This is a genomic window from Nocardiopsis sp. iso_40, assembly GCF_056173285.1.
On record NZ_CM149666.1, the window covers coordinates 1871249 to 1883564 of the forward strand.

15 protein-coding genes are annotated in these 12316 nt (G+C 71.3%); 6 read left to right on the forward strand and 9 right to left on the reverse strand.

Going from position 1 to position 12316, the window contains the following annotated elements:
* Window positions 1–85: 85 nt before the first annotated feature.
* The gene (locus AC0VYD_RS08295) at window positions 86–919 is read right to left on the reverse strand and encodes a M55 family metallopeptidase (RefSeq protein ID WP_475479330.1); all 834 of its coding nucleotides are present in this window, start codon (window positions 917–919) and stop codon (window positions 86–88) included.
* Between the two features lie 109 nt (window positions 920–1028).
* Window positions 1029–1472, reverse strand: coding sequence for a MarR family winged helix-turn-helix transcriptional regulator (locus AC0VYD_RS08300; protein WP_475479331.1), 444 nt, complete (start codon window positions 1470–1472; stop codon window positions 1029–1031).
* 93 nt (window positions 1473–1565) lie between these two features.
* Between AC0VYD_RS08300 and AC0VYD_RS08305 the strand changes: the two genes are divergently transcribed.
* From AC0VYD_RS08305 to AC0VYD_RS08315, 3 genes are all read left to right on the forward strand, one after another.
* Window positions 1566–1919, forward strand: coding sequence for a hypothetical protein (locus AC0VYD_RS08305; RefSeq protein WP_475479332.1), 354 nt, complete (start codon window positions 1566–1568; stop codon window positions 1917–1919).
* A 241-nt stretch (window positions 1920–2160) separates the two neighbouring features.
* Complete coding sequence (locus AC0VYD_RS08310) at window positions 2161–2400, forward strand: DUF6247 family protein (RefSeq protein ID WP_475479333.1); 240 nt, start codon at window positions 2161–2163, stop codon at window positions 2398–2400.
* Window positions 2336–2506 carry a DUF6247 family protein gene (locus AC0VYD_RS08315; RefSeq protein ID WP_475479334.1) on the forward strand — a complete coding sequence of 57 codons (171 nt, stop codon included), beginning with the start codon at window positions 2336–2338 and terminating at the stop codon, window positions 2504–2506. Before AC0VYD_RS08310 ends, AC0VYD_RS08315 begins: the two co-directional genes overlap by 65 nt.
* A gap of 425 nt (window positions 2507–2931) precedes the next feature.
* On the opposite strand, the gene AC0VYD_RS08320 is transcribed toward AC0VYD_RS08315, so the two are convergent.
* Together AC0VYD_RS08320 and map are read right to left on the reverse strand one after the other, a co-directional pair.
* Entirely contained in the window at window positions 2932–3786 is an 855-nt protein-coding gene (locus AC0VYD_RS08320) for a HEAT repeat domain-containing protein (protein ID WP_475479335.1), read from the reverse strand.
* Between the two features lie 160 nt (window positions 3787–3946).
* Window positions 3947–4798, reverse strand: a complete 852-nt coding sequence (gene map / locus AC0VYD_RS08325; RefSeq protein ID WP_475479336.1) for a type I methionyl aminopeptidase — start codon at window positions 4796–4798, stop codon at window positions 3947–3949.
* 127 nt (window positions 4799–4925) lie between these two features.
* Between map and AC0VYD_RS08330 the strand changes: the two genes are divergently transcribed.
* Together AC0VYD_RS08330 and npdG are read left to right on the forward strand one after the other, a co-directional pair.
* Window positions 4926–5117, forward strand: a complete 192-nt coding sequence (locus AC0VYD_RS08330; RefSeq protein ID WP_473040667.1) for a hypothetical protein — start codon at window positions 4926–4928, stop codon at window positions 5115–5117.
* Between the two features lie 133 nt (window positions 5118–5250).
* Complete coding sequence (npdG, locus tag AC0VYD_RS08335) at window positions 5251–5946, forward strand: NADPH-dependent F420 reductase (protein WP_475479337.1); 696 nt, start codon at window positions 5251–5253, stop codon at window positions 5944–5946.
* A gap of 76 nt (window positions 5947–6022) precedes the next feature.
* Here npdG and AC0VYD_RS08340 read toward each other — a convergent pair whose 3' ends face one another.
* The 5 genes from AC0VYD_RS08340 to panB all read right to left on the reverse strand — a co-directional run bounded on the left by AC0VYD_RS08340 (window position 6023) and on the right by panB (window position 10163).
* On the reverse strand, window positions 6023–6625 hold the full coding sequence (locus AC0VYD_RS08340) for a hypothetical protein (RefSeq protein WP_475479338.1): 603 nt from the start codon (window positions 6623–6625) through the stop codon (window positions 6023–6025).
* A gap of 26 nt (window positions 6626–6651) precedes the next feature.
* The gene (locus AC0VYD_RS08345; protein WP_475479339.1) at window positions 6652–7269 is read right to left on the reverse strand and encodes a hypothetical protein; all 618 of its coding nucleotides are present in this window, start codon (window positions 7267–7269) and stop codon (window positions 6652–6654) included.
* Between the two features lie 39 nt (window positions 7270–7308).
* Entirely contained in the window at window positions 7309–7878 is a 570-nt protein-coding gene (locus tag AC0VYD_RS08350; protein ID WP_475479340.1) for a hypothetical protein, read from the reverse strand.
* Between the two features lie 193 nt (window positions 7879–8071).
* The gene (locus AC0VYD_RS08355; protein WP_475479341.1) at window positions 8072–9112 is read right to left on the reverse strand and encodes an LLM class F420-dependent oxidoreductase; all 1041 of its coding nucleotides are present in this window, start codon (window positions 9110–9112) and stop codon (window positions 8072–8074) included.
* Window positions 9113–9308: 196 nt separating this feature from the next.
* Window positions 9309–10163 (reverse strand): 3-methyl-2-oxobutanoate hydroxymethyltransferase, encoded by an 855-nt coding sequence (gene panB / locus AC0VYD_RS08360; RefSeq protein WP_475479342.1) that lies wholly within the window; start codon window positions 10161–10163, stop codon window positions 9309–9311.
* Between the two features lie 531 nt (window positions 10164–10694).
* Between panB and AC0VYD_RS08365 the strand changes: the two genes are divergently transcribed.
* The gene (locus tag AC0VYD_RS08365) at window positions 10695–12290 is read left to right on the forward strand and encodes an MFS transporter (protein WP_475479343.1); all 1596 of its coding nucleotides are present in this window, start codon (window positions 10695–10697) and stop codon (window positions 12288–12290) included.
* Window positions 12291–12316: the final 26 nt, after the last annotated feature.

Genomic DNA, 12316 nt, shown 5'->3' on the forward strand with positions numbered 1-12316 from the left:
GTGAAAACACCCCGGTCGCGGGGTCAGCCGCGGGCGGAACCCGGACGGGCGCTCGGTGCCGGTGGAGCGGGGGCGGGGTCAGCGGTCAGCCGTAGTCCTTCTCCATCGCGTTGGAGATCAGGGTGCAGACCGCCTTGAACGCTCGGATCATCTCGTAGGCGTCCGGTGAGGTGTACCGTACCCGCCGCGCTCCGGTGCGTGTGACGCCGGGGACGACGGCCGCGGCCTGGGCGAGCTGGGCGGAGTCGACCTCGATCTCCACGGCCTTGGGGGCGGGTCCGGCCGGGGCCAGGCGTCCGGCGAGCGCCACGGCCCGCTCCGCCTCCGCGCGGATGTCGGCGGCGGTGCGCGCGGGCGGGCGGCAGCGGGCGGCGTAACGGCTGACGTGGTCCTTGACCGCCACGGTGCGGGCGTCGGGCGCGTAGGACCCCGCGTCCTCGCAGGCCCGGTCGTCGCCGGTCACCAGGATGACGGGGGTGCCGTACTCCGCGACAACGGCGGCGTTGAGGTAGCCCTCGCTGGCTGACTGACCGTCGAGCCACACCCCGGTGACGGCGTTGGGCAGGTAGGTGTGTGCGAGCACGCCGTCCTCCCCGGCCCCGCAGTGGTATCCGAGGAAGACGACGCCGTCGACGTCGCCGGTCTGGACGCCCTCGACCATGGAGAGCTCCTTGTGGCGCCCGGTGATCATGGTGGCCCGCTCGTCCAGCTCCTCCAGGAGGAGGTTGCGCATGGTGGAGTGGGCCTCGTTGACCAGGACTTCGGTGGCGCCGCCCCGCAGGAGCCCGTCGATCGCGGCGTTGACGTCGCTGGTGAACATGGAGCGGCAGCGCTGCCACTGTTCGGTCCCGGGTTCGCAGTCGGCGGGCCAGGTGACGCCGGTGGCGCCCTCCATGTCCGCGGAGATGAGGATCTTCATCCGGCAGAGCCTAGGCCCGGGAGGGTCGGTTATCCACGGTCCGAAGGCCCTGGGGCGGCGTCGGAGGGCGAATCGCGATCCCGCGGGTCACGGGGGCGCCCGGTCCCCGCTAGCAGTCCGGCGTGCGCGACAGGTGGAGCCTGCGCAGCAGCAGGCGCAGGGTCTCCCGCTCGGTGGCGTCCAACGGTGCGAGGTAGTCGTCCTCGGCGCGCAGGAGCAGGGCGGCGGCCTCCCCGAAGGCCCGCTCGCCGTCGGGCGTGCGCGTGACCGCCTGTCGGCGCCGGTCGGCGGGGTCGCGGCGGCGTTCGGCCAGACCGCGTTCCTCCAGTCGGTCGACCACCGCCACCATCGTCGTGCGGTCCAGCCCGCTGATCCCGCACAGGGCGCTCTGCGAGAGGGGGTCCCCGGACAGCAAGCCCAGCACCCGGACCTCCCGGGCCCGCAGTCCGGTCGGTTGCAGGGCCCGCTCGATCACCCGGGTCGTGTCGTTACCCAGGCGGTGGAGCAGGTACCCGGTGAAGTCGGCGATCTCGATCCGTGCGCTGCTGGTCATGGGGAGAGTGTAGGGGCCGATTGGAAGTACGCTGATATTCCTCTAAGCTGATTGTCAGTAGTGCTGACAATCAGTCTTCGGAAGGACCCCCCCGTGACCCTGCTCCTCCTGGCGCGCACGGCCGCCGCGGCGATCGGCCTCGTGACCTTCGTGTACCTGTTCCACCACGACTCCTGGCACGCCGAGAACCTCTTCCTGGTCCCCGACCTGGTCCTCTGCGCGGCTCTGGCCGCGGCCGCACTGTTACCGGCGAGGCGGGCCCGAGCAGGCCTGCTCTTCGCCTTCGGCCTGGGCGCGGGGGTCCTGACCACCTCGGCCTCCTCCTACGCGGTGCGGGGAGAGCTGGGCGCGGCGAGCCTGTTGGGAGCCGTCACCTGCGCGGCCTTCGCCCTGGTCCTGGCCGTGCGCGGCACGGAGGGGGCTCGCCGGGCACACGCTGAACCGTGACCCGCCGGAGGCGGCTACGCCAGCTGGGCAGGCTCGCAGGGGCGGCCCGGGGTCCGGCGCAGCCACGGTTCCCACCCGCTTCCCGAGCCCGACCCCGGGGGCTGAGTTCACACCGGGCGCGGCGGGCGGGTGCTCTCCGACCGGAGGGACCGTTGAGGCGCTCACCCGAATTCCCCCTGTGGACGACCGCCGTGGCGGCCTCCGTCGCCGTAATCTGGAGGTCGGAGTGAGGGGGACACACGTGCCAGCACGTTCCCGGCGAGCCCGGGGCAGCCCAGAGCAGAGCCCGGACGAGCGGATCAACAGGAATCCCAGAGCGATCCGGTCCGCGCTCCTTCCGGAGGAGGCGGGTGACTTCGACCGGGAGTATCGGCGGGTGATGAACGAGGCACGGGAGAGTCGAGGCACGGGAGAGTTTGGACATCGCTCCGGCGAACGAGTGCCTGGATCACTGGTGGCATGTAGCCATGTCCTCCCGTGACCCTGAAGCCCATCGTCGGATGCTGGACACAGCGGCCAAGGCGGAGAGAGATGAGACCGTCTCCACGGTGCCGTGGTCAGAACTCAAGGCTCGGTTGGGTTTGTAGTTGTACCAAGTCGACGGAGAAGAGATCGCCCAGGAACAGATCCAAGCTCTCCCCGAACATCTGCTCTCCGAGTCGGCTTTTCTCCTCATTGCTGGAGTTGTAGCCGTGGAGCGGGTTTCCCTACAACAAGGAGAGACCCGACGCGAATATGCGTGTCCACACGATCGGCGTGGGCGGCGAGTGCGACGTCATCTACCTGGTTCTGGACGACCAGCGACGTGTCGTGGTTCTTCGGCTCTCCTGGCTCGCCCCCTGAACACGCCGAGGCGTGTGTACGTGCGGACTCCCCGGGACCCGGGGCCGTGGGCGGCACCGGACGAACGCGGACCGGTCCCCGCCGCCCCTTCGGCGCCCCCCGGCGCGGTCCTCGATCCTGCTCCGAGGGTGCCCGCTGTCGCCGGGAACCGGACGCACCGGGGGACGGCTCAGCGTCCGTGCGGCTGCGGTTGCCCGGACGGGGTGCGGGCGAGGTGCGGGCGCCGGTCGGTGCGGGCGGCGAGAGCCACCACCGCCTCCTCGCGGACCTGGAGATCGGGGTCGGCGGCCAGCCGGGTGAGGAGGGCGTCCACGCCCGGGGTCGACCAGGCCGCGACGGCCTCGGCCAGGGAGGCCCGCACCAGCGGATGCGGATGGTCGGCCAGCGGGGCCAACTCCTCCACGGGACCGCGGCGGCGCCGGCTGAACCAACCCAGCGCCTCGCGCAGCGCCGCGGCGTCCCCCCGGGTCCGTGCTTCGGAGATCCGCCCCACCAGCACCCGGGGCGGGGGGACCGGGCCGTCCAGGGGGTGCGGGCGGCGCTGGCGCAACCGCCTGGCGCCGTACCCGCCGCGTACCGCACAGTCCGCGCAGGCGCAGGGGGCGGGGCCGTGGGAGTCGGGGAAGTAGCGCCATCCGGTCACCTGCCGGACCTCCCGGATACGGTGCACCTCGCTCCGGGGCACCGGGCGGGGCACGACCACCTCCCAGCCGCGCGGGTCCTCCAGCGCGGCGATCACGCGCACCGCCTCCGCGGCGGTCACCCTCCGCGGTCCCCGCCGGTCGTCGTGGCGGCCGACCGTGACCGTTTCACCGTCGGGCAGCCGTACGTACACCCCGACCAGGCCACGAGGCCCGTGGTGGCGGGACAGCTCCCGCAACCACTGGTGGGTCACCGTGTACGACGGCAGGACCGGGAAGCAGAACACTCCGCGCGCGTCCCCGAACCCGGTGGTCGTGCGCAGGCCGGACCGCCGGACGCGGGTGATGTTGGCGCGGGGGGTCAGGTGGACGAACATCGCCATGGCAGGGTCCCCGTGTGTCGGTCGGACGTGGTCACCGGCGCAGCGGCCGGGCTCGTACAGGGTTCTCGACACCGGCGCGGCGGCCGGGGCCCGGCGGCGCCTTCGGGGAACGAAGGTGCGGCGGCCGGGCCTCGGGCGGCTGGGGGACGGGCACGCCCGGTTACGGCAGGGTGAGGATCTCCGCTCCGGAGTCGGTGACGACCAGCGTGTGCTCGAACTGCGCGGTCCACCGGCGGTCGGCCGTGACGGCGGTCCAACCGTCGTCCCACATGTCGTAGTCCACGCCGCCCAGGGTGATCATGGGTTCGATCGTGAAGGTCATGCCCGGCTCCATCACGGTGGTGGCGCGCGGGTCGTCGTAGTGCGGGACGACCAGCCCGGAGTGGAACTCGGGCCCCACCCCGTGGCCGGTGAAGTCACGGACGACGCCGTAGCCGAACCGCTTGGCGTACGACTCGATCACGCGGCCGATCACGTTGATCTGGCGGCCGGGCCGGCACGCCTTGATCGCGCGCATCGTCGCCTCGTGGGTGCGCTCCACGAGCAGGCGGTGCTCCTCGGAGACCTCGCCGGACAGGAACGTGGCGTTGGTGTCGCCGTGCACGCCGTCCTTGTACGCGGTGATGTCGATGTTGACGATGTCGCCGTCCCGGACCACCGTGTCGTCCGGGATGCCGTGGCAGATGACCTCGTTGAGGGAGGAGCACAGGGACTTCGGGTAGCCCTTGTACCCGAGGGTGCTCGGGTAGGCGCCGTGGTCCAGCAGGAACTCGTGGCCGATCCGGTCCAGCTCGTCCGTGGTCACACCGGGCTGGACGTTCCTGCCGACCTCTTCGAGGGCCTGGGCCGCGATCCGGCCCGCGACCCGGATCCGCTCGATGGTCTCCGGGGTCTGGACGTCTCCCAGAACACCCTCCACCGGGTGCTTCTTGCCCACGTATTCCGGTCGGACGATGTGCGGGGGAACCGAACGTTGTGGCGAGATGCGCCCAGGAACCAGCGGAGTAGTCATGGACACTGATTGTAGTTCGTGGGTGCACCCTCCCGGCCGGGCCGCGGCGCGTCCGGGGCGGGTGTGAGGAGCGCCCCAGGTTCGGGTAGGTGCCCCACGTGTCCGAAACGAGAGAGGTGGTTCGGTAGTGGGCGACGCACAGGACGACGGCTGGTGGTACTGCCTCAAACACAGCAGGGTCGAGCACGGCGCGGGCTGCCCCAACAGCCAGCGGCTCGGGCCCTACCCCGACGAGGCCACGGCGGCACGCGCCCTGGGCATCGCGGCCGAGCGAAACGAGGCCTGGGAGGAACAGGAGGAGAACGGGGGAGACCGCTGACGGTGCGGCCGCCGGGCCGGGCGGCCGCTCCGCCCCGCCCGGGAGCGGCCCTGAACAGCGGCGGAAGGGGTTGATCCGGCCAAGACCGGCCCTGTGCGTTCGGCACCGAACCCCGTTCTGACAGGATCGGCGCATGAGTGAACAGAACGCGACACAGGGCGCGGACATCTCCGGGCTGACCATCGCCGTCCTGGGCGGAACGGGTGACCAGGGACGCGGTCTGGCCCGCAGGTTCGCCCTGGCCGGGCACACCGTCTACATCGGTTCCCGAAGCGCCGAGCGCGCCGCCAAGGCCGCGGGTGAGCTGGTCGAGGCCGAGTCGACCGCCATCCGGGTGCAGGGGCTGGACAACGTGGAAGCGGCCGTCCAGGGGGACGTGGTCATCGTCGCCGTACCGTGGGACGGCCACCGCGAGCTGCTGGTGTCCCTGGCCGACAGGCTCGCCGGCAAGATCGTGGTGGACTGCGTCAACCCGCTCGGCTTCGACAAGAAGGGGCCCTTCGCCCTGGACGTCGCCGAGGGCAGCGCCGCCCAGCAGGCCGCAGAGGTCCTGCCGGGCAGCCGTGTCACCGCGGCCTTCCACCACGTGTCCGCCGTGCTCCTGCTCGACCCCGAGGTCGAGGAGATCGACCTGGACGTCCTGGTGCTGGGCGAGGACCGGGAGGCCACCGACGTCGTGCGCGCCCTGGCGGAGCGGATCCCCGGCGTCCGGGGCGTGTTCGGCGGGCGGCTGCGCAACGCCCACCAGGTGGAGGCGCTCACCGCCAACCTCATCGCGGTCAACCGCCGTTACAAGACCCACGCGGGGATTCGCATCACGGGTCTGTGAGCCCCGGGCCGTGCCGTGCCGGTCGGGGAACCGGGGGCGCGGCACGGCCGGGAGCTCCGTGGGCAGGAGTCGCGGGTCAGCCGCAGAAGGCGGCGCGCTCCCCGTCCGTCATCTGCCTCGTGGACTGGGTGACGGTGCTGCCCTGGTCGTCCGCGGGTCCTTCGGCGGTGAAGGGCGCGTACCAGATGTAGTGGCCCCACTGGCGGCTGCCGAAGTGCAGCTCGTAGGTGCCGTGCACGCGCTGCATCCTGGGTCCGTAGTACACGGTGGCCACCTCGCCCGGCTGGGCGGTGATCTGCGTCCGCTGGGTCTGCGTGTGCTCCGAGCTCCACTCGTGGCCGTAGGAGACGGTGAAGCTCTGTTTGAAGATCGCACCGAACGTGGCCGTCATCGACAGGTTCACGCTGTTGGACTCGCCCGTGGTCTTGGACCAGGACACCTGGGAGAGCTGCTCGTGGTCGGTGCAGTTGTAGACCGGTGCGCCGACCTGTTCGGCGGTGTTCTGGAAGTACTCCGGGGCGCCCGAGGGGTGGAACTCGCACAGGTCGGTGCTCTCACCGCACCTCTCCAGCAGTTCCCGGACGGTCGGGGTGCCCTCGTGGTCGGCCGCGGCCGGTGCGGGGGACAGCACCAGGGCCGCCACCGCGCTCGCCGCGGCGCCGGCCGCGAGGGTCCTCATCGCTGTGCCCCTCCCGGGGCGGGGGGTCACGGGCACGCCGCCTCCTCCGCGTCGGTCATCGGTCGCACGTTCTGCGTGACGATCTCGTCCGGTGAGCCGGGCACGGGTCCTTCGGCGGTGAAGGGCGCGTACCAGATGTAGTGGCCCCACTGGCGGCTGCCGAAGTGCAGCTCGTAGGTGCCGTGCACGCGCTGCATCCGCGGTCTGCGCTCGACCCAGCCCACCTCACCGGGGCCGGTGTTGACGAAGGTGGTCTGCGCCTCGGTGTGCGAGGTCGTCCAGGTGTGCTGGAAGGACTGTTCGTAGGACACCGAGAAGACCTCTCCGAATCCGGCCTCGGTGGTCAGGGCCAGGCCGACGCTGTTGCTCTGGGACGTGGTGTCGGCCCACCGCACGGCCATGTTCTGCCGGCCCGAGGTGCAGTTGAACACCTCCGATCCCACGACGCGGCCGTGGGCGGAGAACAGCTCGGGCTCTCCGCCGGGGTGGAACTCGCACAGGTCCGTGGACACGTTGCACAGCTCCAGCAGCTGGCGCACCGTGGGCGTGCCCTCGTGGTCGGCGTAGGCCGGGGTCGGTGCCGTGGTGACCGCGGTCGCCACGGCGACCGCGGCGGCGGCGAGCACGGCGTACGTGCGTCTCATGTCGGTTCTCCCATCGAGCGGGGGTGGGGGAGTCGGACGTCAGCCCAGGGTGGTGGAGACGGTGCGGTCGTTCATGTAGCCGCCGATGTCGGGGGTGTTCTCGCGGTAGGGGCCGTCGCGGTCGCCGGTACCGTCCGGCCCCGCGTGCAGCCACAGCGAGCACCGTGCCCAGGGCTGGGCCGAGGAGATGATGTTCTGCCACTCCGGGGGGAAGGTGAACCAGAACTCGATGTCGTCGCCGCCCTGGCAGGTGTTGTCCCCGTAGAGGGTGAACGTGACGCCGCCGTAGTTCCCGTGTTCGAAGTAGGTGCCGATGATCACGTTGAAGTCGCTCGCGGCGGCGAGGGCGCTGATCCGGGACCCGGAGGGGGCGTGCTCCTGTTCGGCGAGGACGCGTTCCTGTTCGGCCAGGGTGTGTCCGACGCGGTCCTGGGCCGCGTCGATCGCCTGGGCGTAGGTGTCGAAGCACTCCTGACCGCTGCCGTCGACGTCGCCGACGCAGTGTTGTGCGGGGGCCGCGGCCGCGGGCAGGGGGGAGGCGAGGACCGAGCCGAGGGCGGCCGCGGCCAGGAGGGCGCTCACGCCGAGTCTGCGGGGTACGGGGGGCATGCGTTCTCCGGTTTCGTCCGGGGGCGGGACGTTACTTAACGCATGTTAACAGGGCAATAAGTGGGGTTTCGGTTACCAAGGGTAGCGAATGCGGGGTGCGCTGCGCCTTCGTGTGGAAAAGAAGTCCCCCGTTTCTTGGGGAACCGCGTGCCCCGCGGGAGCGCGGGGCACGCGACCTGGTGTTACGGGTGGCTCAGGAGGCCCACTCCTTGACCTTCTCGATGAGCTTGGCGGGGTTGCCGCCCACGGGTGTCACGTTGAGCTGGGTGACTCCGGCGGCCCGGAAGGCCTCCACGCGCTCGCGTACGTAGGACTCGGGGCCGACCAGGTTGGTCAGTTCCACGAACTCGTCCGGGACCGCCGCGGCGGCCTCGTCCTTCTTGCCGTCCAGGTACAGGTCCTGGATCTTCTCGGCGGCCTCCTCGTAGCCGTACCGCTGGGCGACCGTGTTGTAGAAGTTCTTGCCCTTGGCGCCCATGCCGCCCACGTACAGGGCGATCATCGGGCGGGTGAACTCCATCAGCTTCCTGGTCTCCTCGCCCTCGCCGATGGCGAGCAGGCCGCCAGCGGAGATCTCCAGCGCGCCCAGGCCCGGGTCGCGTTTGGCCTTGCCCCTGGCGAGGGACTCGCCCCACACGGTCTCGGCCTTCTCCGGGATGAACAGGTGCGGCAGCCACCCGTCGGCGGTCTCGGCGGTCATCTCGACGTTCTTCTCGCCCAGGGAGGCGACGAAGATCGGGATCGCGGGCCGGACCGGGTGGTTGATGATCTTGAGCGGCTTGCCCAGGCCGGTGCCCTTCTCCGGCGGCAGCGGCAGCTGGAACACCTTGCCGTCGTGGGTCAGGCGCTCCTCGCGGGCCCAGATCTTGCGGCAGATCTCGATGGTCTCGCGGGTGCGGCCGAGCGGCTTGGTGTACGGGATGCCGTGGAAGCCCTCGATGACCTGCGGGCCGCTGGCGCCCAGGCCGAGGATGGCGCGTCCGTCGGACAGGTAGTCCAGCCCGGCGGCGGTCATCGCGATCAGGGTGGGGGTCCGGCTGTACATCGGGAGGATGGCCGAACCGATGGCCACCCGCTCGGTGCGGGCGGCGAGGTAGCCCATCAGGGTGGGGCTGTCGTAACCGTAGGCCTCGGCGACCCACACGGTGTCCAACCCGGCCTTCTCCAGTTCGACGACCTGGTCGACGGCGGCCTTGGGCTCGCCCGAGTACTGGAGCGGCATCGAGATGCGCATGTGCTGTCCTCCCGGTGGGCCGGACTCCCGGCCCGCGTAGGTGCTCGGTGTGCCGTCACTGTACTACCGAGTCCAGTTCGGTTTGTTGTCTGGCTCACCTGTTCCGGGCCCCTCTCCGAGACCGCTTCCCCAGACGCGGCGAACCGTCGGCCGCGGCACGGGGCCGCGTCCGACGGTTCGCCCGCCAGGCGGCGGATCAGCTGGAGTAGGTGTGCTCCTCGGCCGGGAAGCTGCCCCTGACGACCTCGTCCGCGTAGTCGGCCGCGGCGTCGCGCAGGGTTCCGGCCAGGTCGGCGTAGGTCTTGACGAACTTGGCCACCCGCGGGCTCAGCCCGGCCATGTCCTGCCACACCAGTACCTGGGCGTCGGTGGACGGGCCCGCGCCGATACCGATGGTCGGGACGGACAGCTGCTCGGTGACCTCGGCGGCCAGGTCGGCCGGGACCGCTTCGAGCACCACCGAGAACGCGCCCGCGCGCTCCAGTTCCTTGGCGTCCTTGAGCAGGCCGGCGGCGGCCTCGCCACGGCCCTGCACCCGGTAACCGCCCAGGGTGTTCACCGACTGCGGGGTCAGGCCGACGTGGCCCATGACCGGGATCCCCGCCGATACCAGCATCTCCACCTGGGGAGCCACCGTGTGGCCGCCCTCCAGCTTCACGGCTTGGGCGTTGCCCTCCTTCATGAACCGGGAGGCGGCCTCCAGCGCCTGCTGGGGGGAGCCCTGGTAGGAGCCGAAGGGCAGGTCGGCCACGACCAGCGCCCGCGTGGTGGAGCGGGAGACGGCCGCGGTCAGCGGAACCAGCTCGTCCATCGTCACCGGGACGGTGGAGTCGTAGCCGTAGACGACGTTGGCGGCGGAGTCGCCGACGAGGAGGACGGGGATGCCCGCCTCGTCGAAGATCCGCGAGGTGAGGGCGTCGTAGGCGGTCAGCATCGGCCAGCGCTCGCCGCGCTGCTTGGCCAGGGCCAGGTCGCGGATGGTGACCCGCCGGTTGGTGACCCCGCCGTACAGGGCGTTCCCGGCGGAGGGGGTCTTCGCGGTGGTGTTCATGATGTTTCTTCCTCCGTTGTCTCGAAGCACCCGCTGGGGGTGTCCCCGGACCTGTGGACGAAAACAGTTGTCGTACGTGCTCTCGCACGCGGGTTCCCCGGAGGGAACGGTGTCGCCGTGCGGGTTGTTCCCCGTGTCCGGTTCCGGGTCGCCCGGCGGCACCGGTGCGGGAGGAACAGGTGTGCGGGGGCCGCACGCAAGCATCATCGCACGCTGCCGTCCCGGCGTCTGCCCCTGGGGACGGACTCGTTCGCACCGGCACGGGCACCGCACGCGCCACCTGCGGTAAGGGCGGGTCGGGGGTGTGCGGCAGGGGCCGTGAGGTCCTCCCGCGGCGGAGCGGAACCGTCCGTCAACGCCGCCGGGCCCCCGTCTGTTCCCCGGAGCCCGCCCGGGGCGGCTGCCTGCCGCGGAGCGGCGGACAGGTGGTTAGCATGACACCGGCACCGGCCCCCGACAGCAGAACCAGGGCAGCCGCGCGGGTGTGTGGCCGGCGCGCGGGCCGAGCGCCGTGGACCGGAAGGTGTTCCCGTGGACCAGCAGACAGCTTATCGGCGCAGGTGGGGCGGGTTGGCGGTGCTCGTCATCTGCCTGTTGGTGATCGTGGCCGACAACACCATCCTCAACGTCGCGCTGCGCACCCTCTCCGATCCGGTCCTCGGCCTGGGCGCCAGCCAGTCGCAGCTCGCATGGGCGATCAACTCCTACACGCTGGTCTTCGCGGGGCTGCTGTTCACCTTCGGTGTGCTCGGCGACCGGTGGGGCAGGCGCCGGCTGCTCGTGGCCGGGTTGGTGGTGTTCGGCGCGGCCTCGGCGCTGTCGGCCTACTCGCAGAGCCCCGAACAGCTCGTCTGGGCGCGTGCCGTGATGGGTTTCGGCGCCTCCATGGTGATGCCGCAGACCCTGTCGGTGATCACCAACGTGTTCCCGCCGGAGGAACGCGGGCGGGCGATCGGGCTGTGGGCCGGCGCGGTCGGCCTGGCGATGGCGATCGGCCCGTCCGCGGGCGGGCTGCTGCTGGAGAACTTCTGGTGGGGTTCGATCTTCCTGGTCAACGTGCCCTTCGTGATCGTCGGCCTGGCGCTGATGTACCTCCTCATCCCCGAGTCCAGGGACGAGGACGCCGGGCGCCCCGACGTGGTCGGCGTCCTGCTCTCCATCCCGGGGCTGGTCCTGATCATCTACGGGATCATCACGGCGGGGGAGCGGGCCTCGCTGTCCGACTGGGACGTGTTCGGCTCGCTGCTGCTGGGGGTGGCGGTGCTCGTGCTGTTCCTGGTCCACGAGTCGCGCACCCCGAACCCCTCGCTGGACGTGCGCTTCTTCCGCGACCCGCGGTTCAGCGTCTCCATCGCCACGATCATGGTGCTGTTCTTCAGCATGGCCGGGATCATCTTCTTCCTCAGCTTCTACTGGCAGAGCGTGCGCGAGTTCTCCCCGTTCCTCGCGGGCCTGCTGGTCCTGCCCGCCGCGCTGGGGCAGATGATCTTCGCCCCGCTCAGCCCCACCCTGGTGCGCCTGCTCGGCCCGCGCACGCTCGCTGCGGCGGGGGTCGTCGCCGTCTGCTGCAGCTTCGTCTTCTACACGCAGATCGCGGTGGACACCCCGCTGCCGCTCATCATCGGGTTCTTCTTCCTCCAGGCCTCGGCGATGGCGGTGGTGCTCACCCCGGCCACCGACGCGATCATGTCGTCGGTTCCGTCGGGCAAGGCCGGAGCCGCCTCGGCGGTCCAGAACACGGTCCGCCAGATCGCCACCGCCATGGGCGTGGCGGTCCTGGGGGCGGTGATCTCCTTCCACTACCGGGCGGGGATCGCGCCCGCCCTGCGCACCGCGGCGGAGGAGTCCGAGGACGTGGACCCGGGTGATCTGCGCTCGGCCGGTGAGTCGATCGAGGGCACCATGGCGCTGGCCCGGAGGCTCGGTGCGGAGGGAGAGGCCCTGGTCGCCCCGGCCAAGGAGGCGTTCCTGGCGGGGCTGCACCTGGCAGCGCTGGTCTCGCTGTGCTTCGGAGTGGTCGGGCTGGTCGTGGTGCTGGTGTGGATGCCCCGGGACGCCGCCGTCCACCGGCCGGACCGGGGGAGCCGCGAGGCCGAGGGGAGCGGGTCGGAGCGCCCCACGGCCTAGGCGCCTTCTGTGTTCGGGCAGGGGGC